Origin of the sequence: Streptomyces spinosus (assembly GCF_020400655.1) — a bacterium.
In the GTDB taxonomy this organism is placed as follows: domain Bacteria; phylum Actinomycetota; class Actinomycetes; order Streptomycetales; family Streptomycetaceae; genus Streptomyces; species Streptomyces argyrophylli.
Window position 1 is genome coordinate 24,895 of sequence record NZ_JAINRC010000002.1, and the last position, 23,486, is coordinate 48,380.

A 23,486-nucleotide genomic window follows, 5' to 3' on the forward strand; every position below is an offset into this window, starting at 1 on the left:
CGCCGCGCCGATCCGGGCTCGCTGTCCAGGCCCGGCGCCGGGCCGGACGGGCGACCCGCACCGCCGTGTGGTCCGGGAGCGCGGCCGCCCGGCCGGTCACCCGAAGTCCTTGGAGAAGTCCAGCTCCTCGCTGCGCTCGGTCAGCGAGTACCAGTTGCCGCTGTCGTCACGGAAGATCGCCTCGATGCCGTACGGACGCTCCTTGGGCTCCTGGATGAACTCCACTCCGCGTGCCGTGAAGGCGGCGTAGTCGGCGCGGCAGTCGTCCGTGTGGAACGCCCCGGCGCCCAGTGTCCCCTTGGCGACCAGCTTCTTCAGCGCCTCGCGGGACTCGGGGTCGAGGCCCGGTCCGTCCAGGCTCATCAGCGCCAGCTCCAGGTCGGGCTGGTCCTTGGCGCCGACGGTGATCCAGTGCATGTCGCCCAGGGCGAGCTCGGTGCGCACCTCGAAGCCCAGCTTCTCGGTGAAGAAGGCCTTCGTCCGCTGCTGGTCGGTGGTCCACACGGTGCTGATGGCCAGGCCCTTGATCATGGCTGCGCTCTCCTGTCGCGAGGCTGCTGTTCCCGCTCGTCACCGTAGGCAGGACCGGGCGCGGCGCGCTTCTCCGATGTTGCGGTGTTGAAACCGCCGGCCCAGAGCATGGCGTAGCAGCCGGGGATGAGGGCGGCGCCGCGGCCGACGTGCCGCGCACGGTACTCGCTCGGGGTCAGGCCGGTGCGGGCCTTGAAGCGGGCGGAGAACGTGCCGAGGCTGCTGAAGCCGACCAGGGTGCAGATCTCGGTCACCGTGAGGTTGGCGGTGCGCAGCATCTCCTCGGCGCGCTCGATCCGCCGGTGGGTGAGGTACTGGCCGGGTGTCTCGCCGTACGCCTCCTTGAAGGCGCGCAGGAAGTGGTACCGCGAGTACCCGGCGTGCGCCGCCACCGCGTCCAGGTCGAGGACCGGGTCGGCCCAGTCCCGGTCCATGGCGTCCTTGGCCAGCCGCAGGCGGCGGATCTTGTCCATGAGCCGATGGTGGCACGGGGGTCTGACACCGGGGCCCGGGCCGGGAACGGCCGAAGGCCCCGGCGCTGCGGACGCGCGCCGGGGCCTTCGGGCTCGTGCTGGTTCAGACGGCCTCGACCACGGTGACCGGCGCCGCGTCGGCACCCTCCGTGGCGGCCTTGGGACCGCCCTTGAGCGGCACCTCCTTGACGAACAGCGCCGCGATCAGCACCAGCACCGAGATCCCGGCACCGAGCAGGAACGCCGAGTGCGTGCCGGAGGACACCGCGTGCTGGTACGCCTCGCGGGCCACCGCCGGCAGCTTCGCGAGGCTCTTCGCGTCCAGCTGCGCCGACTGCTCGGTCATCCTGGCCCCCGCCGCGCCGGCCCGCTCGGCCATGACGTCCTGGACCCGGTGGTTGAACAGGGCGCCCATGATGGCCACGCCGAAGGAGGAGCCGAGCGTACGGAACAGGGTGGTGGAGGAGGACGCCACGCCCATGTCCTTCATCTGGACGCTGTTCTGCGCGACGAGCATGGTGATCTGCATCAGGCAGCCCATGCCCGCGCCGACCACGGCCATGTAGAGACCGGAGGTCAGGCGGGTGGTCCCGGTGTCCATCAGGGACAGCAGGTACAGGCCGACGGTCATCAGGACGCCGCCGACGATCGGGAAGATCTTGTACCGGCCGCTGTTGGTGGTGACCCGCCCGGCGACCATCGAGGTCACGAGCATCGCGCCGAGCATCGGCAGGAGCAGCAGTCCGGAGTTGGTGGCGGAGGCGCCCTGCACGGCCTGCTGGTAGAGCGGCAGGAACAGGGTGGCGCCGAACATCACGAAGCCGGTGATGAAGCCGATGACCGACATCAGGGTGAAGTTGCGGCTCTTGAAGATGTGCAGCGGCACGACCGGCTCGGCGGCCTTGGTCTGCCAGAACACGAAGCCGACCAGCGCGGCCACGCCGATGCCGGTCAGCTCCATGATCCGCGCGGAGGTCCAGGCGTACTCGGTGCCGCCCCAGGTGGTGACCAGGACAATGGAGGTGATGCCGACGGTGAGCAGCAGCACGCCCAGGTAGTCGATGCCGGCCTTGGAGCGCTTCTTCGGCAGGTGCAGTACGGCGGTCACCAGCGCGAGGGCGACGGCGCCGAGCGGCAGGTTGATGTAGAAGGCCCAGCGCCAGCCCCAGTTGTCGGTGATGGTGCCGCCGACGAGCGGGCCGCCGATCATCGCCAGCGCCATCACGCCGGCCATCATGCCCTGGTACTTGCCGCGCTCCCGCGGCGGAATCAGGTCGCCGATGATCGCCATGACGCCGACCATCAGACCGCCGGCGCCCAGGCCCTGCACGGCACGGAACCCGATCAGCTGGCCCATGTCCTGGGCCATGCCGCTCAGCGCGGAGCCGAGCAGGAAGATCACGATCGAGCTGAGGAAGGCGCCCTTGCGCCCGTACATGTCGCCGATCTTGCCCCAGATGGGGGTGGAGGCCGCGGTGGCCAGGGTGTAGCCGGTGACGACCCAGGAGAGGTGTTCCAGGCCGCCCAGCTCGCCCACGATCGTGGGCATCGCCGTACCGACGATCATGTTGTCCAGCATCGCGAGCATCATCGCGATCATCAGTGCGAGCAGTACCACCCGCACGCTCCGGGGCTGTTTGCCCTCGGCAGCACTCTGGGGCTGTTTGCCCTCAGCTACGACACTTTCGACCGTGTCCGCCATCGTCTTCCCATTCCCCCTGCGGCAACTACTTACTTGCCGCCCGGCTAGTTACTACACTGCGGAAGGTAGACCCGCTACTAGCCGGGCGTCAAGTAAGTTTTCGCGCAAGCGCGAGGAGTACGAGGATGGGCCTCACCATGGACGGCACCAAGCAGCAGCGCCGCGGCAACACCCGCCAGCGCATCCAGGACGTGGCGCTCGAACTCTTCGCGGAGCAGGGCTACGAGAAGACCTCCCTGCGCGAGATCGCCGAGCGTCTCGACGTCACGAAGGCGGCCCTGTACTACCACTTCAAGACGAAGGAAGAGATCATCGTCAGCCTCTTCGCGGACCTGACGAAGCCGATCGAGGACCTGATCGAGTGGGGCGGACGGCAGCCGCACACCCTGGAGACCAAGCAGGAGATCGTCCGCCGCTACAGCGAGGCGCTGGCCGGCGCGGAACCGCTGTTCCGCTTCATGCAGGAGAACCAGGCGACGGTCCGGGAACTGCGCATCGGCGACACCTTCAAGGACCGGATGCGCGGCCTGCGCGACATCCTCATCGACCCGGAGGCGGAACTGGTCGACCAGGTCCGCTCGGTCAGCGCCATGTTCACGCTGCACGCCGGGATGTTCGTGATGCAGGACCTCGAAGGCGACTCCGAGAAGAAGCGCGAGGCTGTTCTCGAAGTCGCCATGGACCTCGTGGCGCAGGCGCACGAGCACGCCCGCGAGAAGGGCTGAGCCCTGTCGTAGGTCAGACCTTCACGCCCTGGGCGCGCAGGAACGGGACCGGGTCGATGCCGGAGCCGTAGTTCGGGGTCGTGCGGATCTCGAAGTGCAGGTGCGGACCCGTGGAGTTGCCGGTGGAGCCGGACAGCGCGATGTGCTGGCCGGTCGCGACGACCTGGCCGATCCGCACGTCGACGCGGGACAGGTGCGCGTACTGCGAGTAGGTGCCGTTGCCGTGCTTGATGACGACGGCGTTGCCGTACGCCGGGCCGTCACCGGCGCCGTTGGGGCCGGCCTTGACGACGGTGCCGCCGTGCGCGGCGACGACCTCGGTGCCGGTCGGCACGGCGAAGTCCTGGCCGCTGTGCTTGTGCGCCCAGTGGCTGCCGGCCTGCGCGAAGCCCGCCGAGAGCGTGTACTTCTTGACCGGGTCGACCCAGGAGCCGGCGGACGCGGTGGCGGCGCTCGCGACCCCGGTACCCAGCACGGCCGTGGCGCCGAGTCCGGCAGCCAGGACGGTCACACGGGCACGGAGCGAGGACGAACGGGAGGAGCGGGACGTGAAGCGCTGGAACATCTGGACCTCGTGAACTCGGAGACACTTCCGCCACCCGGCGTACGGACGTCCATGGAGACGTTTCACCGGGGCGGCTGTTCCTTGGTAACCGAGCAACCCATCAAGCCCAAAACACCCCAAGTACGGCATCACGTAGTAGACGCCGCCATACCACTTACTTTCTTGACAGCCGCACCCTCGGGCGCGCAAGGCCCTGACGACGCACTTCTCAGGCGTGCCCCCGCATGGCAGAGCCTCCCTTTTTGTCCGTTTTGCCCATAAGGCGCATCCCACTATCCCGTCTAGTACCGGACATTTCGCCTGTGCCGCATATCACCGGCATCTCTGGTCGGGAAATGCAGAAATGTGACGCAGGCCTCTAGGCGCCTACCCTCCGGTAACCCTACGGTTCCCCTCGCGCCACCCTCGCCTCAGATCATGCCCCTGACATTCGGACGCGAGAGGACCCCCACGATGACCAGACGCCCCTGGGCGCGCCGCATCTCCGTCACCACCGTCTCCGTGGCCGCCCTGGCCGCGCTGGCCGCCCCGGCGGCCACAGCGGCCCCCACGGGGGCTGCGAGCACCTCCGCCGGGGTCGACCACGCCACCTGGCAGAGGGACTGCCAGGCGGTCATGGACCAGGCCCTCCCGTACCTGAAGGACCGCATCGCCGCCGCCGGGCCCGGCGAGAAGCAAGCGATCGTCTTCGACATCGACAACACCACGCTGGAGACCGACTTCGGCTTCAGCTACCCCCAGCCGGCCAACCGGCCCGTCCTGGACGTCGCCCGCTACGCCCAGGAGCACGGCGTCTCCCTCTTCTTCGTCACCGCCCGCCCCGGCGTCCTGTACTGGCCCACCGCGTACAACCTCGAGCACGACGGCTACGACGTCTCCGGTCTGCGTGTGCGCGGCCTGGCCGACCTCTTCAAGGACGTCGCCGCCTACAAGACCGCCCAGCGCGTCGGCATCGAGAACGACGGCTACACGATCATCGCGAACATCGGCAACAGCGCCACCGACCTCTCCGGCGGCCACGCCGAGAAGACCTTCAAGCTGCCGGACTACGACGGACAGCTGTCGTAGGACCGCACGCGTCCGGCACGGACCGCGCCATCCGCACGCGACCGCGCCCGGGGAACGCCGAAGGGGCCGGTGCCCGAAGGCACCGGCCCCTTGGTCCGGCTGGACCGCCGGAGGCTGACCCTTACTCCTTGCTCAGGTTGGGCCCGGCCCCACCCGCGGCCTGCTCGATCGGCGGGACGTCCGGCAGCGCCGACTTCTCCTCACCCCGGAAGGTGAAGGTGGCGGCGTCGCCCTCGCCCTCGGTGTCCACGACCACGATGTGACCGGGGCGCAGCTCGCCGAAGAGGATCTTCTCCGAGAGCGTGTCCTCGATCTCGCGCTGGATCGTGCGGCGCAGCGGCCGGGCGCCCAGCACCGGGTCGTAACCCTTCTTGGACAGCAGTTCCTTCGCGGACTGGGAGAGCTCGATGCCCATGTCCCGGTCCTTCAGGCGCTCGTCCACCTTGCTGATCATCAGGTCGACGATCCGCAGGATGTCCTCCTGCGTCAGCTGCGGGAAGACGACCACGTCGTCGACGCGGTTGAGGAACTCGGGGCGGAAGTGCTGCTTGAGCTCGTCCGACACCTTGTTCTTCATGCGCTCGTAGTTGGTCTTCGTGTCACCCGCGGCGGCGAAGCCGAGGTTGAAGCCCTTGGAGATGTCCCGGGTACCGAGGTTGGTCGTCATGATGATGACCGTGTTCTTGAAGTCCACGACCCGGCCCTGGGAGTCGGTCAGACGACCGTCCTCCAGGATCTGCAGCAGCGAGTTGAAGATGTCCGGGTGGGCCTTCTCGACCTCGTCGAAGAGGACGACCGAGAACGGCTTGCGGCGCACCTTCTCCGTCAGCTGGCCGCCCTCCTCGTAGCCCACGTATCCGGGGGGCGAACCGAAGAGACGCGACACCGTGTGCTTCTCGCTGAACTCCGACATGTCGAGGGAGATCAGCGCGTCCTCGTCACCGAAGAGGAACTCGGCGAGCGCCTTGGACAGCTCGGTCTTACCGACACCGGACGGGCCGGCGAAGATGAACGAACCACCGGGGCGCTTCGGGTCCTTCAGACCCGCACGCGTGCGACGGATCGCCTTCGACAGCGCCTTGACGGCGTCGTTCTGGCCGATGACCCGCTTGTGCAGCTCCTCCTCCATGCGGAGCAGGCGGCTGGACTCCTCCTCGGTCAGCTTGAAGACCGGGATGCCGGTGGCCGTGGCGAGGACCTCGGCGATCAGCTCGCCGTCGACCTCGGCGACGACGTCCATGTCGCCGGCCTTCCACTCCTTCTCCCGCTTCGCCTTGGCGGCCAGGAGCTGCTTCTCCTTGTCGCGCAGCGACGCGGCCTTCTCGAAGTCCTGCGAGTCGATCGCGGACTCCTTGTCCCGGCGGACGGCGGCGATCTTCTCGTCGAACTCGCGCAGGTCCGGCGGAGCGGTCATCCGGCGGATGCGCATCCGGGAACCGGCCTCGTCGATCAGGTCGATCGCCTTGTCCGGCAGGAAGCGGTCCGAGATGTAGCGGTCGGCCAGGGTGGCCGCCTGGACCAGGGCCTCGTCCGTGATCGAGACGCGGTGGTGCGCCTCGTACCGGTCGCGCAGGCCCTTGAGGATCTCGATCGTGTGCGGCAGGGACGGCTCGGCGACCTGGATGGGCTGGAAGCGGCGCTCCAGGGCCGCGTCCTTCTCCAGGTGCTTGCGGTACTCGTCCAGGGTGGTCGCACCGATGGTCTGCAGCTCACCGCGGGCCAGCATCGGCTTCAGGATCGAGGCCGCGTCGATGGCGCCCTCGGCGGCACCCGCACCGACCAGCGTGTGCAGCTCGTCGATGAACAGGATGATGTCGCCGCGGGTGCGGATCTCCTTGAGCACCTTCTTCAGGCGCTCCTCGAAGTCACCGCGGTACCGGGAGCCGGCGACCAGGGCACCGAGGTCCAGGGTGTAGAGGTGCTTGTCCTTGAGGGTCTCGGGCACCTCGCCCTTGACGATGGCCTGGGCGAGGCCCTCGACGACGGCGGTCTTGCCGACGCCGGGCTCACCGATCAGGACCGGGTTGTTCTTGGTACGGCGGGACAGCACCTGCATGACCCGCTCGATCTCCTTCTCGCGCCCGATGACCGGGTCGAGCTTGGACTCACGAGCGGCCTGGGTGAGGTTCCGGCCGAACTGGTCCAGGACGAGAGAGGTCGAGGGGGTGCCCTCGGCCGGGCCGCCCGCGGCGGCGGTCTCCTTGCCCTGGTAACCGGAGAGCAGCTGGATGACCTGCTGCCGCACCCGGTTGAGGTCTGCGCCCAGCTTGACCAGGACCTGGGCGGCGACGCCCTCGCCCTCGCGGATCAGGCCGAGCAGGATGTGTTCCGTGCCGATGTAGTTGTGGCCCAGCTGAAGGGCCTCGCGGAGCGACAGCTCCAGGACCTTCTTGGCACGGGGGGTGAAGGGGATGTGCCCGGACGGGGCCTGCTGGCCCTGACCGATGATCTCCTCCACCTGCTGGCGGACCGCCTCAAGCGAAATGCCGAGGCTCTCCAGGGCCTTAGCGGCGACACCTTCGCCCTCGTGGATGAGACCCAGGAGGATGTGCTCGGTGCCGATGTAGTTGTGGTTGAGCATCCGGGCTTCTTCCTGAGCCAGGACGACAACCCGCCGCGCGCGGTCGGTGAACCTCTCGAACATCGTTAATCGCTCCTCAGAGCGGTCAGGCAGTGGGGGGAACTTCCCCTCCCTGTCCTTCCGCAGCTTAGTCCCGCAAGCGGGGACCGCTCATTCCAACTGCCGACACCGTCGATGGCCTCCTGACCCGTGACGCCGACATCTGCTCCAACCCGATGGTGCGAGACGATGTTCCCGCAGGCCAGGCAGTTACCCCAGTCGCCAGTACGCCGATGGCGAACGTGAGACGGCCTTTCCTGCGTGTCGCCCCCTCCCACTAGGCATGTCTTACCCGCAGGGACTGACACTCCATGCGGCGCGCACTGGTTCCCTCCGCTATGGGCGAACAACCTTGCGCCTCCCCACACCCCCAGGCGCCCCCACTTCCGGCACTCTGTGCTGTCGGAAGCGCACCGAGCGTAACCCGAAAGGGGGTCCGGCTGTTGCTCCTGTCATGGTTGGCTCGGTCTCCATGACCTCCACGGTCCCCCTTCCCCGCCGGCCCGTCGATCCGGAAGCCCGGGCCCGGCACTGGTACGAGAACGATCTGGGGTGGCCGACCGTGCCCGGACGGCCGCTGCGGCTGCGCACGGGGGTGCGGTTCGACGTGCTGGACGTACCGGCCGAGGCGGGCGCCAAGGCGCTCCGGCATCTCGCGCCGGACTCCCCGGTGGCCCTGCGGGGCGACCGGATGTGGCTGTGGGTGGCCGCGGGCAGTGCGGAGGAGTTGCCCGGTCTGCTGGCCTGGCTGGAGTGGGGCGCGGTGGCCCTGGACCTACGCGTCCTCGGGGCGGGCGACACGGTGCAGGCCCCGCCGCCGCCCGCGGGGGCCGCCGTCACGGGGCCCGCGTCCGTGCGGGCGCCCGGAGTCGCGCCCCGGCAGTCCGTGCAGGGGGCCGCGGTGTGGGTGCGGCCCCCCGGTCCGGGACCCGAGGCCGGGGCCTCGCTGCCCGCCATGCCGGCCATGCCGGCGTCGCCCCCCGCGGGGCGCGAGGGGAACGCACCCGATCTCGTGCGACTGGTGGACACGGCGGCAGCGGAGTGCCACCGGGTCCGGCTGCGGCGCGCGTGCGCCGGGCAACCCGCCGACCGGCGGGATCAGCCGTTGGCCTTCTCGTAGGCCTCGCGGATGGACGCGGGAACCCGGCCGCGGTCGTTGACCTCGTAACCGTTCTCCTTCGCCCAGGCGCGGATCGCCGCGGTGTCCTGGTTGCCGCCGGTGGCGGCACGCGCCTTTCCACGCCCGCCGGAGGAACGGCCGCCGGTGCGACGCCCGCCCTTCACATAGGGGTCGAGAAGGGTGCGCAGCTTGTCCGCATTGGCAGTCGTGAGATCGATCTCGTACGTCTTGCCGTCCAGCGCGAACGTCACGGTCTCGTCCGCCTCGCCGCCGTCGAGGTCGTCGACAAGAAGGACCTGAACCTTCTGTGCCACCGCATTTCCTTTCATCGATAACGTTGAGGGCCAGGGGTGTGCGGCGTCCGCCGTTTCGCCGCCCCTGTTATATGCAGTACTGCAGTACGTCGGAAAGCAAACCGCTTTTGCCGGAAAAACACAAACCCTCGGGAGTGACTCAGTGGACCGCCCCCGTCCGGAAACATGCGCGTTTCGGACATAGGCCACCGGGGCAATGACGATCACAGATGCAGAAGCATCCGGCTGTTGCCCAAGGTGTTCGGCTTCACTCGTTCGAGACCGAGGAACTCGGCGACGCCCTCGTCATAGGAACGCAACAGCTCCGCGTACACATCCGTGTCGACCGGTGTCTCCCCGATCTCCACGAAGCCGTGCTTCCCGAAGAAGTCGACTTCGAAGGTCAGGCAGAAAACGCGTCGAACGCCGAGCCAGCGCGCGGTCTGGAGCAACTTCTCCAGCAACTGATGACCCACGCCGGCGCCCTTGAGGCCGGGCTTCACGGCCAGTGTGCGGACTTCCGCGAGGTCCTCCCACATGACGTGCAGCGCTCCGCAGCCGACCACCTCGGCGTTGTCGTCGCGTTCGGCGACCCAGAACTCCTGGATGTCCTCGTAAAGCGTGACCGTTGCTTTGTCGAGCAGGATGCGACCGCGGACGTAGGCGTCGAGGAGGCGGCGCACGGCGGGGACATCGCTGGTCCGGGCCCGGCGGACGGTGATGGCTTTTGCGGGGACTTCGGGACGCTCTGCTGACATGTGCGGACGCTATCGCCCGCCGGTGCCCTCCGGCGCGCCGGGGTTCTCCTCTTGGCGGGCTTCGACGGGTTCCTGTCGGCGGGCTTCGGAGGCTTCCCGGGTTTCTTCGGGCCCCTGGACGATGCGTACGGCGTCCCTGAGGGCCTGACGCTGTTCCTCGCTCATCATGCCGAAGAAGGCGACGAGCGCGGCGGCCGGGTTGTCGCTCTGCGACCAGGCGTCGTTCATGAGGGCGGCGGCGTACGCGGCTCGTGTCGACACGGCCTCATATCGATAGGCCCGCCCTTCGGCCTCGCGACGCACCCAGCCCTTCTGATGGAGATTGTCCAAAACGGTCATCACGGTGGTGTACGCGATCGAGCGTTCCCGCTGGAGGTCTTCCAGGACTTCTCGAACGGTCACCGGGCGGTTCCACTTCCACACCCGCGTCATGACCGCGTCTTCGAGTTCTCCCAATGGGCGAGGCACAACTCAGAACAATAGTGGGAGATCCCGTCAATGGCGTGCCGGACGGGCGCTAAGGGTGCAAACGCGAACAAAAAGGGCGTACGACTCGTGGGGCGCCGGGCGCGGGGAGTCGTACGCCGGGGGATGGCCAGGGAGCTGTGACCTGGGGTGATGCGGTGTGCTCCGCCGTGGGCCCGGTCAGGCGTCGCCGGCGGCGGAGGCCTGGCGGGCGCCCTCCGCACGGGCGAGGGCGGCGTCGACGGCCGCGTCCTCCTTGGCCTTGGCGGCTCCGCCCTGGGTCTTCACGATGACCCTGACCACACCGATGAAGAACGCGGCCATGACGACCGGGGGCACGAGCGCGGAGAAGTAGTCCATGGCCCCAGAGTAGCCACGCCGGAACGCCCGGAAGGGGCAGGGGCGCCCTGGGGCCTTTCGTTCGGATCACTCCGGGCCCGCGGGGTCCGGCCTGACCGGAACGGAAAGCCCTAACCCGCGGCCAGCCGGCACGGCGCGGACTCCGCCGGGGGTGCCGGCTTGCGGCGCGGGAAGACCTCTCCGGGCGTCGGGATGGGCCGTTTGGGGGCTCCTGGTTCCGGAGCCGGCCGCTCCGAGGGGCCGGGCGCCGGCTTCTGCCCCGGCTCCCGCGCGGGCTCCTGCGGCGGCCTGGAGGGCCCGTCGCCCTCCCTGTCGCCCTCCCCGTCGCCCTGCGGGGCCCCGGACTCCCCCGCACCGCCCGGGAGCGCCAGCAGACGCGCCCTCGCGGGCGGCACGGCGGGCGCGGGCACCTTCCGCCCGCCCTGCGCGAACCGTGCCCGTACGTCCTGCTCGGCCAGCTCCTGGCAGCGGTCCAGCAACGCCGCCGCCGCGGGGTTCCCGCGCAGCGCCCGCAGCGCGGCCAGGTCGTCCGGCGTCGGCCGGTGCCCGGCGCCGAGCACCTCCTCAAGGAGGGCGAGGTAGCCGGCGGCGGTACCCGGCAGGGCGGCCCGGTAGCGGCCCAGGTCGGCCACCAGGAAGGCACGCAGCCTCGCTCCCTCGCACATCGCCTCGTCGAGCGACTCGGCGAGCCGGAGACAGTCCTGCACGTCCTCGGCGGAGGCGTGGCCGGGGTGGAGGGCGAGGGCGAGGGCGCGGCGGAGCACACGCAGCTCCTGCGCGCCGAACGCCATGCCGCCGCGGGATCCGTATGGCGTGGGCATGCGGCGACGCTACCCACTAATCGGACAAAAGTGACGATTCCGCATCTCTTTTCCCCGCGTGTCGCTCCGGCTTTCCTCCATCCGGTGCCACCTGCGGCGCGGCCTCACGGGACGGCCCGGCGCCTGGCCGGGCGCCGGGCCGTCCTCACAGCCGTGAGACGTTGCGTTCGTAGACGAGGCGGAGGCCCATCAGGGTCAGCCACGGCTGGTGTTCGTCGATCACCGAGGACTCGCCCAGCACCATCGGCGCCAGACCGCCCGTGGCGATCACCGTCACGTCCTCCGGGTCGTCGGCCAGCTCCCGGGCCATCCGGCTGACGACCCCGTCGACCTGCCCGGCGAACCCGTACACGATGCCCGCCTGCATCGCCTCGACCGTGTTCTTGCCGATCACGCTGCGGGGCCGGGCCACCTCGATCTTCCGCAGCTGCGCGCCCTTGACCCCGAGCGCCTCCACGGAGATCTCGATGCCGGGAGCGATCACCCCGCCGACGTACTCCCCGCGCGCGGAGACCGCGTCGAAGGTGGTCGCCGTGCCGAAGTCCACGACGATCGCCGGACCGCCGTACAGGTCGACGGCCGCGACGGCGTTGATGATCCGGTCGGCGCCGACCTCCTTGGGGTTGTCGGTGAGGATCGGCACGCCCGTCTTCACGCCCGGCTCGACCAGGACGGCGGGTACGTCGCCGTAGTACCGCCGGGTGACCTCGCGCAGTTCGTGCAGCACCGACGGGACGGTCGCGCAGATGGCGATGCCGTCGATGCCGTCCCCCAGCTCCTCGCCGAGCAGCGGGTGCATGCCCATCAGGCCCTGGAGCAGCACCGCCAGCTCGTCCGCCGTGCGGCGCGCGTCCGTGGAGATGCGCCAGTGCTCGACGATGTCCTCACCGTCGAACAGGCCGAGGACGGTGTGCGTGTTGCCGACATCGATCGTGAGGAGCATCGCCGTTACTCCGCCTCGCGCAGGTCCAGGCCGATGTCGAGGATCGGCGAGGAGTGGGTCAGCGCGCCGACGGCGAGGAAGTCCACGCCGGTCTCGGCGTACGCGCGCGCGCCCTCGAGCGTCAGCCGCCCGGACGCCTCCAGCAGCGCCCGCCCGCCGACGATGCCGACGGCCTCCTCGCACTCGCCGGGCGTGAAGTTGTCCAGCAGGATCAGGTCGGCGCCCGCGTCCACGACCTCGCGCAGCTGGTGCAGGGTGTCGACCTCGACCTCGATCGGCACCTCCGGAAAGGCCTCCCGTACCGCCTTGAAGGCCTGCGCGACGCCGCCGGCGGCGACCACGTGGTTGTCCTTCACCAGGGCGGCGTCGGACAGCGACATGCGGTGGTTGACGCCCCCGCCGCAGCGGACGGCGAACTTCTCCAGCGAGCGCAGGCCCGGCGTCGTCTTGCGGGTGTCCCGCACGCGCGCCTTGGTGCCCTCCAGCGCGTCCGCCCACGCGCGCGTGGCGGTCGCGATGCCGGACAGCCGGCACAGGATGTTCAGCGCGCTGCGCTCGGCGGTGAGCAGGTCACGCGTGCGCGTGGTGACCGACAGCAGCTTCTGCCCGGCCTCGATGCGGTCGCCGTCCTCCACGTGCCGTTCGACCTCGAACTCGTCCGTGCACACCACGGAGAGCACGGCCTCGGCGACGCGGAGGCCGGCCACGACGCCCGCCTGGCGCGCGGTGAAGTCGGCCGTGGCGACCGCGTCCTCCGGGATGGTCGACACGGTCGTCACGTCCACACCGCCGTCCAGGTCCTCCTGGATGGCGACGTTGGCGATGTCCTCGACCTCGATCGGGTCCAGTCCGGCGGCGGCCAGCAGTTCGGCGAGCGCGGGGTCCAGCCCGCACTCCAGGTACTCCTCGTCGCCCTCGGCGCCGCAGGTGCAGCCGTCGCCGCAGCCGCCGTTCGAGGCGAGGGGAAGGTCGTCGGTGCTCACGTCTGTCACTGCTCCTGGGGCGCTGGTGTTACCGGACAGGGGGGAAGTCTGCGGTGTCGGTGGTGCGTACGGCCAGCGACCGGTCGGGATCGAGCCGTACGACGATGTGGCGCCGCCAGTTCGCGTCGTCGCGCTCGGCGCGGTCCTCGCGCCAGTGGCAGCCGCGGGTCTCCTCGCGCAGCCGGGCGGCGGCGACCAGGACCCGGGCCACGCACAGGAGGTTCGTGGCCTCCCAGGTGTCCACGCCGGGCTCGGCGGTCTTGCCGTTCTCCCGCAGCGCGTCCCGGGCCTCGGCGTCCAGCCTCTGGAGCTGGTCGGCGGCCCTGGCGAGGGACTCCTCGGAGCGCAGCACGCCCGCGCCCTCCGCCATGGTCCGCTGGATGGCGAACCGGCTCTCGGGGGTGAGCAGCGGGTGGGCCGGCTTCGCGGGGTCCGGGACCGGTACGGGCACGCGCGCGTGCAGGCCGTCCGCCGCGCGGGCGGCGGCGATGTCGGCGGCGATCCGCTCGGCGTAGACGAGGCCCTCCAGGAGGGAGTTGGAGGCGAGCCGGTTGGCGCCGTGCACGCCGGTGCAGGCGACCTCGCCGCACGCGTACAGGCCCGGCACCGTGGTGCGTCCCCGCGCGTCCGTGCGGACGCCGCCGGAGGCGTAGTGGGCGGCCGGGGCGATCGGGATGGGCTCGGTGACCGGGTCGATGCCGTTGGCGCGGCAGGCGGCCAGGATGGTCGGGAAACGGTGCTCCCACATCGCGGCGCCGAAGTGCCGGGCGTCGAGGTACATGTGCTCGGCGTTCCGCTCCAGCATCCGCCGCATGATGCCCTTGGCGACGATGTCGCGGGGCGCCAGCTCGGCCAGTTCGTGCTGGCCCACCATGAAGCGCACGCCGTCCCCGTCGACCAGGTACGCGCCCTCCCCGCGCACCGCCTCGGAGACGAGCGGCTGCTGGCCCTCGGCGTCCGAGCCGAGGAACAGCACGGTCGGGTGGAACTGCACGAACTCCAGATCGCTGACCTCGGCGCCCGCGCGCAGCGCCAGCGCCACGCCGTCGCCGGTCGACACGGACGGGTTGGTGGTCGCCGAGAACACCTGTCCCATGCCGCCGGTCGCGAGGACCACGGCGGGCGCGTGCACGGCGCCCACGCCGTCGTGCTGGCCCTCGCCCATCACGTGCAGGGTGACCCCGGCCGTACGGCCCTCGGCGTCCGTCAGCAGGTCGAGGACCAGCGCGTTCTCGATCGTGCGCAGCCCGCGCGCGCGTACGGCCTCCACGAGCGCCCGGGACACCTCCGCGCCGGTCGCGTCACCGCCCGCGTGCGCGATCCGGCGCCGGTGGTGGCCGCCCTCGCGGGTGAGGTGGATGTCGCCCTCGTCGTCGGTGTCGAAGTGGGCGCCGGTGGAGATGAGCCGCCGGACGGCGCCGGGGCCCTCGGTGACGAGGATGCGCACGGCTTCCTCGTCGCACAGGCCCGCGCCGGCCACCAGGGTGTCGTCCAGGTGCTGCTCGGGGGTGTCGCCCTCGCCGAGGGCCGCGGCGATGCCGCCCTGCGCCCAGCGCGTGGAGCCGTCGTCCAGGCGGGCCTTGGTGACCACGACCGTGGTGAGTCCGGCGGCCTCGCAGCGCAGCGCCGCGGTCAGGCCGGCCACTCCGGAGCCGACGACGACCACGTCCGCGGAGATGCTCCACCCGGGGGCGGGTGCGTGCAGTCGTATGCCTGTGCTGGTCACGAGGCGGCTCCGAAGGTGAGAGGCAGATTGTCGATCAGCCGGGTCGTGCCGACCCGGGCCGCGACGGCGAGGACGGCCTCGCCGGTGAAGTCGTCGCCGATCTCGGTGAAGTCGGCGGGGTCGACCAGTGCCAGGTAGTCGAGACGCAGGGGCGGTTCGAGACGGGCGGCCTCGTCCAGGACCTGGCGCGCGGCGGCGCGGACGGCCGCCGGGCCGCCGGGCGCGGCGGTGGCCACCGCGTGCGCGTCGGCCGCCGCGCGGGACTCGCCTATGGCGCTCAGCGCCTCGGCACGCGCGTGCGTGGAGGGCACTTCCCGGGCCCGCGCCCGCAGCGCCTCCTGTGCCGCGTGCCGGTCCCGGCCGGCGAACAGCGCGCGGGACAGCGCGAGGGCGGTACGGCGCTCGGTCGCCGAGAGGTAGCGGTTGCGGCTGGACAGCGCGAGCCCGTCCTCCTCGCGGACGGTCGGTACGGCGACGATCTCGACGCCGAAGTCGAGGTCCCGCACCATGCGCCGGATGAGGGCCAGCTGCTGGGCGTCCTTCTGGCCGAACAGGGCGGCGTCGGGGCGGGTGAGGTGCAGCAGCTTGGCGACGACGGTGAGCATCCCGTCGAAGTGCCCGGGCCGCGAGGCACCCTCCAGGCGCTCGCCCATGGGGCCCGCGGAGACGCGCACCTGGGGTTCGCCGCCCGGGTAGACCTCGTCCACGGAGGGCGCGAACACGGCGTCCGCGCCCGCCTGCTCGGCGAGCTTGAGATCGGCGTCCAGGGTGCGCGGGTAGCGGTCCAGATCCTCGCCCGCGCCGAACTGCAGCGGGTTGACGAAGACCGTGACGACGACCTCGCCGTCGGGGCCGGCCACCTGCCGCGCGGCGCGGATGAGCGTCGCGTGGCCCTCGTGCAGGGCGCCCATGGTCATCACGACGGCGCGGCGGCCGTGGCGCACACGCGCGTGCAGCTCGTCGGCGGTGCTCAGCAGGGCGGTGCTCATCGGTCGTTCCCCTCGGTGCCGGTCGTGCCGTCGGAGCCGTTCGGGCCGTCGGTTCCCTCGCCGGGCCGGCCTTCCTGGCCGCCCTGGCCTCCTCGGTTCGCCTCGGCCCCGTCGGCGAGTACCCCGAGGAGGTCCTCGGCGAGTTCCGGCTTCAGCAGGCCGTGGGCGAGCGCGCGGTCGGCCGTCGCGCGGGCCATCGCCAGATAGCCCGCCACGGTCTGCGGGGCGTGCTCGCGCAGCTCGGTGACGTGCGCGGCGACCGTGCCGGCGTCCCCGCGCGCGACCGGGCCGGTCAGGGCGGCGTCACCGGAGCGCAGGGCGTTGTCCAGGGCGGCTCCGAGCAGGGGGCCGAGCATCCGGTCGGGCGCCGCCACACCGGCGGTGCGCAGCAGTTCCATGGACTGGGCGACCAGGGTCACCAGGTGGTTGGCGCCGAGCGCGAGGGCCGCGTGGTACAGCGGCCGGTTCTGCTCGCTGATCCACTCCGGTTCCCCGCCCATCTCGATCACCAGGGCCTCGGCGGCCAGCCGCAGTTCCTCGGGCGCGGTGACGCCGAAGGAGCAGCCCGCGAGCCGCTGGACGTCGACCGGCGTGCCGGTGAAGGTCATCGCCGGGTGCAGGGCCAGCGGCAGCGCGCCCGCGCGCAGGGCGGGGTCGAGCACCTTGGCGCCGTACCGGCCGGAGGTGTGCACCAGCAGTTGTCCCGGCCGTACCGCGCCGGTCTCGGCGAGGCCGGCGACCAGGCCGGGCAGGACGTCGTCGGGGACCGTGAGCAGCACCAGGTCGGCGCGCTGGAGCACCTCGGCGGGCGGCACCAGCGGGACGTCCGGGAGCATGGTCTCGGCGCGCCTGCGGGAGGCGTCGGAGACTCCGGAGACGGCCACCGGGCGGTGCCCGGCGAGCTGGAGGGACGCGGCCAGCGCGGGGCCCACGCGACCGGCGCCGACGACGCCGACGGTGAGCCGCGCGGGGCGGTCCTTGAGGTCTGGTTGGTGGACTGTACTCACGCGACGGCGGCCTTCCCGTTCCAGTCCGCTCTGGGTACCGGACGATTTCTCGTCATGTTAACGCTATCGGGTGGGGCGGCGGCCGGTTGTCCACAGGCTGTGGGTTTCACCACGTCCCCCTGCCGCTCTTCCTCGCGGGAAAACCCGGCTGCCGCGCGGGGGCCGTGCGAGGGATGATCCACGGCATGACTGACATGGCTGAGCAGGACGACGAACGGTCGGCGGAGGAACGCTCGCGGGAGCGGCGCAGGGCCGCCCAGCGGGGGGCGCGGCGGATCCTGGCGCACGGAACCCCCCGGGACTCGATCCGTGAACGGCTCGCGCTGCTCCAGGAGGCGGGCGCCGAGGTGTACGACCTGGACGAGCCCGGGGACGTCTACGGCGACCGGATCGTGGCCGCCCTGGAGGAGCGGGTCGCCGCGCTGCTCGGCACCGAGGCCGCCGCGTTCTTCCCGACGGGCACCATGGCCCAGCAGGTGGCCCTGCGCTGCTGGGCCGCCCGCACCGGGAACCCGGCGGTGGCCCTGCATCCGCTGTCCCACCCGGAAGTCCATGAACGGCAGGCGTTCAGCCAGGTCAGCGGGTTGCGGCCGGTCAGGGTGGGCGGGGGGCGGCGGCTGCCCACGGCGGCCGAGATACGAGACCTCGAAGAGCCCTTCGGCGCGCTGATGCTGGAGCTACCCCTGAGGGACGCCGGTTTCGTCCTGCCCACCTGGCAGGAGCTGACCGAGACCGTCGCGGCGGCGCGGGAGCGTGACGCGGTGGTGCACTTCGACGGCGCGCGCCTGTGGGAGTGCACCGAGCACTTCGGGCGCCCTCTGGCGGAGATCGCCGGCCTCGCCGACAGCGTCTACGTCTCGTTCTACAAGTCCGTCGGCGGCTTCGGCGGCGCCGCTCTCGCCGGCCCGAGGACGCTGGTGGAGGAGGCGAGGACCTGGCGGCACCGGTACGGCGGCATGGTCTTCCAGCAGTTCCCGACCGTGCTGTCCGCGCTCGTCGGCCTGGACCGCGAAGTGCCCCGGCTGCCCGAGTACGTGCGGCACGCGCGCGTGGTGGCCGCCGCGCTGCGCGAGGGCTTCGCGGCGGCCGGGGTGCCGTGGGCGCGCGTCCACCCGGAGGAGCCGCACACCCACCAGTTCCAGGTCTGGCTGCCCTACGAGCCGGAGGCGGCCGCCGAGGCGGCGCTCCGGCAGGCCGAGGAGACCTCGGTGATGCTCTTCGCGAACGTCTGGAACACCGGCGGGCCCGGCCTCGCGTTCACGGAGGTCGGCGTCCAGGCCGCGGGGCTGGAGTGGACGGCGGACGACGTCCGCGCGGCGGTGCGGGACTTCGTGGACCGTCTGCCCGGCGGGGCCTAGGTCTTTCGTTCGGATCAGGCCGGGCACGGTGCCGGGCCCGCGAGCCCGGCGCGATCCGAACGAGAGGCTCTAGGAGGCGCGAGGGCGCGCCCGGTGGGCCAGGGAGCGCAGCCGGCCGGCCAGGGCGCGCCGGAGCCGCCCGCGCGCCGGGCGCCCGGCGACGACCGCGCGGAAGTGCCGGTGGTCGCGCACCTCGCGGAGGAGGCCGAGGTCGTGGCGGCCCGGCGCGGGCGGCCCGGGCTCGCCGTGCAGACGGGCGCGGTAGCTGTCGAGGAGGTACTGCTGGGTGATGCTCATGGCTTCGCCTTCTCGGGAGGGGGCTGACCGGTGACCGATCGGGCGCCGCGGCGGCCCCGGCGTCCTCAACGCTGCCCCTGACCGGCACGGATGTCCCGTGGATTGACGGCTGCCGTCAATCCACGGGGGCACTGTCAGTGGCCCGGTGCACCATGGGGCCATGAGCGTGACCATCGACATCACCGGACTGCCCCTGGAGAGGGTCTCCGTCGTGCCCTCCCCGCTGGCGGAGCTGGGGATGGCGCTGCACGCGCTGAGCGAGCCCGGGCACCACCCGGAGCTGGGGGGCTGGGCGACCGCCGTCTCCTCCCGGCTGGATCCCTGCCTGGCCGACCGGCTGTGCGAGGCGGACTTCCTGTGGCGCACGACGTTCTCGGACGTCTTCGCCCCGTTCGCCGGCCTGCCGGGCGGACGCGCGCTGCCCGGTGCGACACTCGCCGAAGAGCTGGACCAGCTGGACCAGCTGACGGACGAGCAGTTCGTCAACGCCGCCCTGGAGTTCACCTGCCAGCTCCGCTACGACGTCCAGGAGGCCGGTCCGCTCGAGGACCCAGAGCTGCGCCGCCGCTCCCTGGAACTGGCCGCCGCGCGCGGTGCCGTGCAGGAACAGTTCACGCGCCGCCTGCTGACCGATCCGCCGGCCGTGCGCGCCTGGTTCCGCCGGCTGATGCTCGACTGCGACGAGGCCTTCTTCGCCGACACCTGGGCCCGCGTCCAGCCCCAGCTGGCCGCCGACGCCCGGCACAGGACCGAGCTGCTGCGCCGCAAGGGACTCGGCGAGGCCCTCGCCTCCCTGTCCGGGGCCGTCTCGCTGGACGAGGAGGCGGGGCTCGTGACGGTGGACAAGCTGCTGGTGGGCCGCGCCGCCACCGGCGACGGCGGCCTGGTGCTGGTGCCGACCAGCCTCGGCTGGCCGCACGTGATGGTCCTGCACCGGTACGGCTGGCAGCCCTCGATCACCTACCCCGCGAGCGGTCCCCGGCCGCAGGCGCCCTCCGTCGAACAGCTCACGCGCCGGCTGGAGGCGCTGGCCCACCCGGTGCGGATGCGGCTGTGCCGGCACCTGGCGCGCGCCCCGCACACCACCAGCGAGCTGGCCGACGCGCACGGCATGTCCGCGCCCGAGATATCCCGGCACCTGACGGTGCTGAAGAAGGCGGGCCTGATCACCGACTGCCGCCGCGGCCGGTACGTCCAGCACCAGCTGGACCTGACCGCGGTGGCCCGGCTGGGCAGCGACTTCATCGAGGGCGTCCTGCGCTGAGGAAGGCGGGGCCCGGGGCCGGGCGGCCGACGCTCCGGGAAAGCGGGGCCCGAGGCTGACGGCTCCAGGCGAGCCGAGCCTGACGGCTGAGGCTGAGGCAGCGGGGCCGGGCTCGTGAGCCCATGCTCAGCACCCCGGGCCCGGGACCAGCGGTCCACGCCGGGCGAGCGGGGCCGGGCGGCCGACGTCGAGCAGGCCCGGCCCGAAAACGGCCGCTCGCGCCGGGCAGGCGGCCGCGGCTCGGGGCGTCAGCCGTGGCCGCCGGCGCGTACCAGCCCCGTCTCGTACGCCAGTACGACCACCTGCACCCGGTCGCGCAGGCCGAGCTTGGTCAGGATGCGGCCCACATGGGTCTTCACGGTCGCCTCGCTCAGCACCAGCCGGGCCGCGATCTCGCCGTTGGACAGGCCCTGCGCGACCAGCACCATGACCTCGCGTTCGCGCTCGGTGAGCCGTTCCAGCTCCTTGTGCCAGGGCTCCTTGCCGGCGGAGGGCAGCATCGGCGCGAAGCGGTCCAGCAGGCGCCGGGTGGTGGAGGGCGCCACGACCGCGTCGCCGCTGTGCACGGCGCGGATGGCGGCGAGGAGATCACCCGGCGGCACGTCCTTGAGCATGAAACCGGAGGCGCCCGCCTTCAGCCCGGAGAAGGCGTACTCGTCCAGGTCGAACGTGGTCAGGATCAGGACCTTGGGCGCGTCCGGCTCCGCGCAGATCCGCCGGGTGGTCTCCACACCGTCCAGCTTCGGCATCCGGACGTCCATGAGGACGACGTCGACGGCGGTGGACCGGAGTACCTGGAGGGCCTCGACGCCGTCGCCCGCCTCCGCGACGACCTCCATGTCCGGCTGGGCGGCGAGCACCATCCGGAACCCGGTGCGCAGCAGCACCTGGTCGTCGACGAGCATCACACGGATCGTCATCGGGCTTCTTCCGTTCGGGATCAGGGGTCGGTCAGTGCGCCGGTTTGAGCGGCAGCAGGGCGCTGATGCGGAATCCTCCGCCGGGGCGCGGACCGGCGTCCAGCGTGCCGCCGACCATGCCGACGCGCTCGCGCATGCCGATCAGGCCGTGGCCCTGTCCGTCGGCGCCGCCCTCCTCGTACAACTCCTGCGGGGCGCCCTTGCCGTCGTCCTCGACCAGCAGGCCCAGACCGTCGTCGAAGTAGACCAGGCGGACGCTCGCACCCGCGTGGGGGCCCCCGTGCTTGCGGGTGTTGGTCAGCGCCTCCTGCACGATGCGGTACGCGGTCAGCTCCACGCCGCTGGGCAGCGGCCGAGGGGTGCCCTCCACCTTGAAGTCGACCGGGAGGCCGGAGCTGCGGCACTGCTCGATGAGGTCGTCGATCTGCTCGACGTCGGGCTGCGGGACGTACTCCCCGCTCTCCTGGTGCTCGCCGGTGCGCAGCACGCCCAGCAGGCGGCGCATCTCGGCCAGGGCCTGACGGCCGGTGGAGGAGATCGTCTCCAGGGCCTTTCTGGCCTGGTCAGGCGCGGCGTCCATGACGTAGGCGGCACCGTCGGCCTGCACCACCATCACCGACACGTTGTGCGCGACGACGTCGTGCAGCTCGCGCGCGATCCGGGCGCGCTCGGCGGCGACCGCGACCTTCGCCTGTGCCTCTCGCTCCTTCTCCAGGCGGGCCGCGCGCTCCTCCAGCTGGGCGAAGTAGGCCCGCCGGGTGCGCATGGAGTCGCCGAGGACCCAGGCCAGGGCGAAGGGCACCGTCTGGAAGACCGCTATGGCGGCCTGTCCGAGGAGGCCGCTGTCCGCGGCCGGCCAGCGGATCTGGGCCACGGTCGCCGCGCAGAGGCTGACGGCCAGCGCCAGCCGGGAGGCCCAGCGCGCCCCGACCGTCGCGACCGTGTAGGTGATCACCAGCATGGCGAAGTCGGCGACGGTCGTCTCGATGTCCAGGACCAGTTGCACCAGCCCGGCCACGAGGGCGAGCAGCAGCATCGGCTCCGGGAGACGGCGGCGCAGCGCCACGACCACGCACAGGACGGTGGACACGGCGATCCCGCCCGGGATCGTCCCGTGGTGACCCCGCACCCCGTCGAGATTGACCACGCTCAGCGCGGACAGCCCGAACAGGACGACGGCCCAGAAGGAGTCGACCCAGATCGGGTGGCGGCGGAGGAAGTCATAGAGGCGCTGCACGTAACCCAGAGTAGGGAAACCGGATGCGTGCAGGGGTCAACCGGAGGACCGATCCGTGCCCGTCGCGCGTACTCCCCAAGGTGGATGCCGTGATCAACGATGTGCCTAGTCTGGTGCAGTGACGGATGGGACGACGGCGGAGGGCTCCCGCCACGGCAGCGCGGACCGCGCCCCGCGCGGCTGGCGCGCGGCGGCCGGGGCGGCCCTGTACGGGCCCGGCGGCTTCTACCGCCGCCCGGAGGGCCCGGCGGGCCACTTCCGCACGTCGGTGCACGCCTCCCCGCTGTTCGCGCGGGCCGTGGCCCGGCTGCTGTGCCGGGTCGACGCGGCGCTCGGGCGGCCCCCGGTGCTGGACTTCGTCGACCTGGGCGCCGGGCGGGGGGAGCTGGTCGGCGGGGTGCTCGCCGCCCTGCCGACCGACGTGGCCGCACGCGCGCGTGCGTACGCCGTCGAGATCGCCGACCGCCCGGCCGGCCTGGACGATCGGATCACCTGGCTGAGCGAACTCCCGGAGGCGGTCACCGGGCTGCTGTTCGCCAACGAGTGGCTGGACAACGTGCCCGTGGACGTCGTGGAGGTGGACTCCGCGGGCGTGCCCCGGCTGGTGCTCGTCGCGGAGGACGGCTCCGAGCGGCTCGGGGAGCCCGTGACGGGCGCGCCGGCCGACTGGCTCGCCCGCTGGTGGCCGCTGCCGGCCGAGCGGGGACTGCGGGCGGAGGTCGGGCTGCCCCGGGACCTGGCCTGGGCGTCGGCCGTGGGCCGGGTGGCGCGGGGGCTCGCGGTGGCCGTGGACTACGCGCACAGCGTCGACACGCGTCCCCCGTTCGGCACCCTCACCGGCTTCCGCGAGGGACGCCAGACGGCGCCCGTCCCGGACGGCTCCTGCGACATCACGGCCCATGTGGCCCTGGACGCGTGCGCCGCGGCGGCCGTTACGCGCCACACGCCCTCCGGTGCCGCGCACACGCCCTCCGGTACGGCGCACGCCCCTTCCGGCACCGCGCCGACGCGGGAGCTTCCCAGCGCGCGTCTGCTCACGCAGCGCACCGCTCTGCGCGCCCTCGACATCACCGGCACACGCCCTCCGCTCGCGCTCGCCTCCTCCGACCCCTCCGCCTATGTGCGCGCTCTCGCGACCGCCGGTGAGGCGGCCGAGCTGACGGCACCGGGCGGACTCGGCGACTTCGGCTGGCTGCTCCAGCCGGTCGGCATCCCGGACCCCCTGGAACCGGACCCGCGGGACGCGCCCGGACGGTGAGGC

Annotated in this window: 24 protein-coding genes; 6 read left to right on the forward strand and 18 right to left on the reverse strand. The window is 71.9% G+C overall.

The window, feature by feature from the left end; genetic code table 11:
* Nucleotides 1–96: 96 nt before the first annotated feature.
* The 3 genes from LG395_RS03975 to LG395_RS03985 all read right to left on the reverse strand — a co-directional run bounded on the left by LG395_RS03975 (nucleotide 97) and on the right by LG395_RS03985 (nucleotide 2,706).
* On the reverse strand, nucleotides 97–531 hold the full coding sequence (locus tag LG395_RS03975) for a VOC family protein (RefSeq protein WP_225808474.1): 435 nt from the start codon (nucleotides 529–531) through the stop codon (nucleotides 97–99).
* Entirely contained in the window at nucleotides 528–1,004 is a 477-nt protein-coding gene (locus LG395_RS03980) for a helix-turn-helix transcriptional regulator (RefSeq protein ID WP_171154023.1), read from the reverse strand. Before LG395_RS03980 ends, LG395_RS03975 begins: the two co-directional genes overlap by 4 nt.
* A gap of 103 nt (nucleotides 1,005–1,107) precedes the next feature.
* Nucleotides 1,108–2,706: an MDR family MFS transporter gene (locus LG395_RS03985; protein ID WP_171154025.1), complete on the reverse strand. Its 1,599-nt coding sequence runs from the start codon at nucleotides 2,704–2,706 to the stop codon at nucleotides 1,108–1,110.
* Nucleotides 2,707–2,831: 125 nt separating this feature from the next.
* Here LG395_RS03985 and LG395_RS03990 point away from each other — a divergent pair, with 125 nt between their 5' ends.
* Nucleotides 2,832–3,431, forward strand: coding sequence for a TetR/AcrR family transcriptional regulator (locus tag LG395_RS03990; RefSeq protein WP_171154027.1), 600 nt, complete (start codon nucleotides 2,832–2,834; stop codon nucleotides 3,429–3,431).
* Between the two features lie 13 nt (nucleotides 3,432–3,444).
* Here LG395_RS03990 and LG395_RS03995 read toward each other — a convergent pair whose 3' ends face one another.
* The gene (locus LG395_RS03995; protein WP_171154029.1) at nucleotides 3,445–3,996 is read right to left on the reverse strand and encodes a M23 family metallopeptidase; all 552 of its coding nucleotides are present in this window, start codon (nucleotides 3,994–3,996) and stop codon (nucleotides 3,445–3,447) included.
* A gap of 453 nt (nucleotides 3,997–4,449) precedes the next feature.
* Between LG395_RS03995 and LG395_RS04000 the strand changes: the two genes are divergently transcribed.
* On the forward strand, nucleotides 4,450–5,064 hold the full coding sequence (locus tag LG395_RS04000) for an HAD family acid phosphatase (RefSeq protein ID WP_225808475.1): 615 nt from the start codon (nucleotides 4,450–4,452) through the stop codon (nucleotides 5,062–5,064).
* A 121-nt stretch (nucleotides 5,065–5,185) separates the two neighbouring features.
* On the opposite strand, the gene LG395_RS04005 is transcribed toward LG395_RS04000, so the two are convergent.
* Nucleotides 5,186–7,708 (reverse strand): ATP-dependent Clp protease ATP-binding subunit, encoded by a 2,523-nt coding sequence (locus tag LG395_RS04005; RefSeq protein ID WP_014674145.1) that lies wholly within the window; start codon nucleotides 7,706–7,708, stop codon nucleotides 5,186–5,188.
* A 448-nt stretch (nucleotides 7,709–8,156) separates the two neighbouring features.
* Between LG395_RS04005 and LG395_RS04010 the strand changes: the two genes are divergently transcribed.
* Nucleotides 8,157–8,804 (forward strand): SCO3374 family protein, encoded by a 648-nt coding sequence (locus LG395_RS04010; protein ID WP_225808476.1) that lies wholly within the window; start codon nucleotides 8,157–8,159, stop codon nucleotides 8,802–8,804.
* Here the strand turns inward: LG395_RS04010 and LG395_RS04015 are convergent.
* The 10 genes from LG395_RS04015 to LG395_RS04060 form a co-directional block, all read right to left on the reverse strand.
* On the reverse strand, nucleotides 8,783–9,118 hold the full coding sequence (locus tag LG395_RS04015) for a histone-like nucleoid-structuring protein Lsr2 (RefSeq protein ID WP_103817333.1): 336 nt from the start codon (nucleotides 9,116–9,118) through the stop codon (nucleotides 8,783–8,785). The genes LG395_RS04010 and LG395_RS04015 overlap by 22 nt on opposite strands.
* Before the next feature lie 203 nt (nucleotides 9,119–9,321).
* A complete protein-coding gene (locus LG395_RS04020; RefSeq protein WP_171154035.1) occupies nucleotides 9,322–9,855 on the reverse strand; it encodes an amino-acid N-acetyltransferase in 534 nt (177 codons plus the stop codon).
* Between the two features lie 9 nt (nucleotides 9,856–9,864).
* Complete coding sequence (locus LG395_RS04025; protein WP_171154037.1) at nucleotides 9,865–10,287, reverse strand: BlaI/MecI/CopY family transcriptional regulator; 423 nt, start codon at nucleotides 10,285–10,287, stop codon at nucleotides 9,865–9,867.
* A gap of 213 nt (nucleotides 10,288–10,500) precedes the next feature.
* Complete coding sequence (locus tag LG395_RS04030) at nucleotides 10,501–10,680, reverse strand: hypothetical protein (RefSeq protein ID WP_171154039.1); 180 nt, start codon at nucleotides 10,678–10,680, stop codon at nucleotides 10,501–10,503.
* Between the two features lie 110 nt (nucleotides 10,681–10,790).
* Nucleotides 10,791–11,471 (reverse strand): hypothetical protein, encoded by a 681-nt coding sequence (locus LG395_RS04035; protein ID WP_225808781.1) that lies wholly within the window; start codon nucleotides 11,469–11,471, stop codon nucleotides 10,791–10,793.
* A gap of 175 nt (nucleotides 11,472–11,646) precedes the next feature.
* The gene (locus LG395_RS04040; RefSeq protein ID WP_171154041.1) at nucleotides 11,647–12,444 is read right to left on the reverse strand and encodes a type III pantothenate kinase; all 798 of its coding nucleotides are present in this window, start codon (nucleotides 12,442–12,444) and stop codon (nucleotides 11,647–11,649) included.
* A gap of 5 nt (nucleotides 12,445–12,449) precedes the next feature.
* A complete protein-coding gene (gene nadC, locus LG395_RS04045) occupies nucleotides 12,450–13,427 on the reverse strand; it encodes a carboxylating nicotinate-nucleotide diphosphorylase (protein ID WP_171154043.1) in 978 nt (325 codons plus the stop codon).
* 28 nt (nucleotides 13,428–13,455) lie between these two features.
* Entirely contained in the window at nucleotides 13,456–15,153 is a 1,698-nt protein-coding gene (locus LG395_RS04050; RefSeq protein ID WP_225808478.1) for an L-aspartate oxidase, read from the reverse strand.
* A complete protein-coding gene (panC, locus tag LG395_RS04055) occupies nucleotides 15,150–16,142 on the reverse strand; it encodes a pantoate--beta-alanine ligase (protein WP_225808479.1) in 993 nt (330 codons plus the stop codon). Before panC ends, LG395_RS04050 begins: the two co-directional genes overlap by 4 nt.
* Nucleotides 16,139–17,149 (reverse strand): Rossmann-like and DUF2520 domain-containing protein, encoded by a 1,011-nt coding sequence (locus tag LG395_RS04060; RefSeq protein ID WP_225808480.1) that lies wholly within the window; start codon nucleotides 17,147–17,149, stop codon nucleotides 16,139–16,141. Before LG395_RS04060 ends, panC begins: the two co-directional genes overlap by 4 nt.
* A 185-nt stretch (nucleotides 17,150–17,334) precedes the next feature.
* On the opposite strand from LG395_RS04060, the gene LG395_RS04065 reads away from it, so the two are divergent.
* Nucleotides 17,335–18,507: a threonine aldolase family protein gene (locus LG395_RS04065; protein WP_225808481.1), complete on the forward strand. Its 1,173-nt coding sequence runs from the start codon at nucleotides 17,335–17,337 to the stop codon at nucleotides 18,505–18,507.
* Between the two features lie 69 nt (nucleotides 18,508–18,576).
* Here the strand turns inward: LG395_RS04065 and LG395_RS04070 are convergent, their stop codons facing one another.
* The gene (locus LG395_RS04070) at nucleotides 18,577–18,804 is read right to left on the reverse strand and encodes a hypothetical protein (protein ID WP_171154053.1); all 228 of its coding nucleotides are present in this window, start codon (nucleotides 18,802–18,804) and stop codon (nucleotides 18,577–18,579) included.
* A gap of 160 nt (nucleotides 18,805–18,964) precedes the next feature.
* Between LG395_RS04070 and LG395_RS04075 the strand changes: the two genes are divergently transcribed.
* Nucleotides 18,965–20,068: a DUF5937 family protein gene (locus LG395_RS04075; RefSeq protein WP_225808482.1), complete on the forward strand. Its 1,104-nt coding sequence runs from the start codon at nucleotides 18,965–18,967 to the stop codon at nucleotides 20,066–20,068.
* Nucleotides 20,069–20,316: 248 nt separating this feature from the next.
* On the opposite strand, the gene LG395_RS04080 is transcribed toward LG395_RS04075, so the two are convergent.
* Both LG395_RS04080 and LG395_RS04085 read right to left on the reverse strand, forming a co-directional pair.
* On the reverse strand, nucleotides 20,317–20,988 hold the full coding sequence (locus LG395_RS04080; RefSeq protein ID WP_225808483.1) for a response regulator: 672 nt from the start codon (nucleotides 20,986–20,988) through the stop codon (nucleotides 20,317–20,319).
* 31 nt (nucleotides 20,989–21,019) lie between these two features.
* Complete coding sequence (locus LG395_RS04085) at nucleotides 21,020–22,225, reverse strand: sensor histidine kinase (protein WP_225808484.1); 1,206 nt, start codon at nucleotides 22,223–22,225, stop codon at nucleotides 21,020–21,022.
* Between the two features lie 118 nt (nucleotides 22,226–22,343).
* Here LG395_RS04085 and LG395_RS04090 point away from each other — a divergent pair, with 118 nt between their 5' ends.
* Nucleotides 22,344–23,483 carry an SAM-dependent methyltransferase gene (locus tag LG395_RS04090; RefSeq protein ID WP_225808485.1) on the forward strand — a complete coding sequence of 380 codons (1,140 nt, stop codon included), beginning with the start codon at nucleotides 22,344–22,346 and terminating at the stop codon, nucleotides 23,481–23,483.
* Nucleotides 23,484–23,486 lie beyond the last annotated feature (3 nt).

Coding starts and splice junctions, on each gene's coding strand:
- LG395_RS04040 (WP_171154041.1), bottom strand. CDS start 12,444: ATGCTCCTCACGATCGATGTCGGCAACACGCACACCGTCCTCGGCCTG.
- LG395_RS04035 (WP_225808781.1), bottom strand. CDS start 11,471: ATGGCGTTCGGCGCGCAGGAGCTGCGTGTGCTCCGCCGCGCCCTCGCC.
- LG395_RS04070 (WP_171154053.1), bottom strand. CDS start 18,804: ATGAGCATCACCCAGCAGTACCTCCTCGACAGCTACCGCGCCCGTCTG.
- LG395_RS03980 (WP_171154023.1), bottom strand. CDS start 1,004: ATGGACAAGATCCGCCGCCTGCGGCTGGCCAAGGACGCCATGGACCGG.
- LG395_RS03995 (WP_171154029.1), bottom strand. CDS start 3,996: ATGTTCCAGCGCTTCACGTCCCGCTCCTCCCGTTCGTCCTCGCTCCGT.
- panC (WP_225808479.1), bottom strand. CDS start 16,142: ATGAGCACCGCCCTGCTGAGCACCGCCGACGAGCTGCACGCGCGTGTG.
- LG395_RS03985 (WP_171154025.1), bottom strand. CDS start 2,706: ATGGCGGACACGGTCGAAAGTGTCGTAGCTGAGGGCAAACAGCCCCAG.
- LG395_RS03975 (WP_225808474.1), bottom strand. CDS start 531: ATGATCAAGGGCCTGGCCATCAGCACCGTGTGGACCACCGACCAGCAG.
- LG395_RS04010 (WP_225808476.1), top strand. CDS start 8,157: ATGACCTCCACGGTCCCCCTTCCCCGCCGGCCCGTCGATCCGGAAGCC.
- LG395_RS04075 (WP_225808482.1), top strand. CDS start 18,965: ATGAGCGTGACCATCGACATCACCGGACTGCCCCTGGAGAGGGTCTCC.
- LG395_RS03990 (WP_171154027.1), top strand. CDS start 2,832: ATGGGCCTCACCATGGACGGCACCAAGCAGCAGCGCCGCGGCAACACC.
- LG395_RS04065 (WP_225808481.1), top strand. CDS start 17,335: ATGACTGACATGGCTGAGCAGGACGACGAACGGTCGGCGGAGGAACGC.
- LG395_RS04020 (WP_171154035.1), bottom strand. CDS start 9,855: ATGTCAGCAGAGCGTCCCGAAGTCCCCGCAAAAGCCATCACCGTCCGC.
- LG395_RS04030 (WP_171154039.1), bottom strand. CDS start 10,680: ATGGACTACTTCTCCGCGCTCGTGCCCCCGGTCGTCATGGCCGCGTTC.
- LG395_RS04080 (WP_225808483.1), bottom strand. CDS start 20,988: ATGACGATCCGTGTGATGCTCGTCGACGACCAGGTGCTGCTGCGCACC.
- LG395_RS04005 (WP_014674145.1), bottom strand. CDS start 7,708: ATGTTCGAGAGGTTCACCGACCGCGCGCGGCGGGTTGTCGTCCTGGCT.
- LG395_RS04025 (WP_171154037.1), bottom strand. CDS start 10,287: ATGACGCGGGTGTGGAAGTGGAACCGCCCGGTGACCGTTCGAGAAGTC.
- LG395_RS04000 (WP_225808475.1), top strand. CDS start 4,450: ATGACCAGACGCCCCTGGGCGCGCCGCATCTCCGTCACCACCGTCTCC.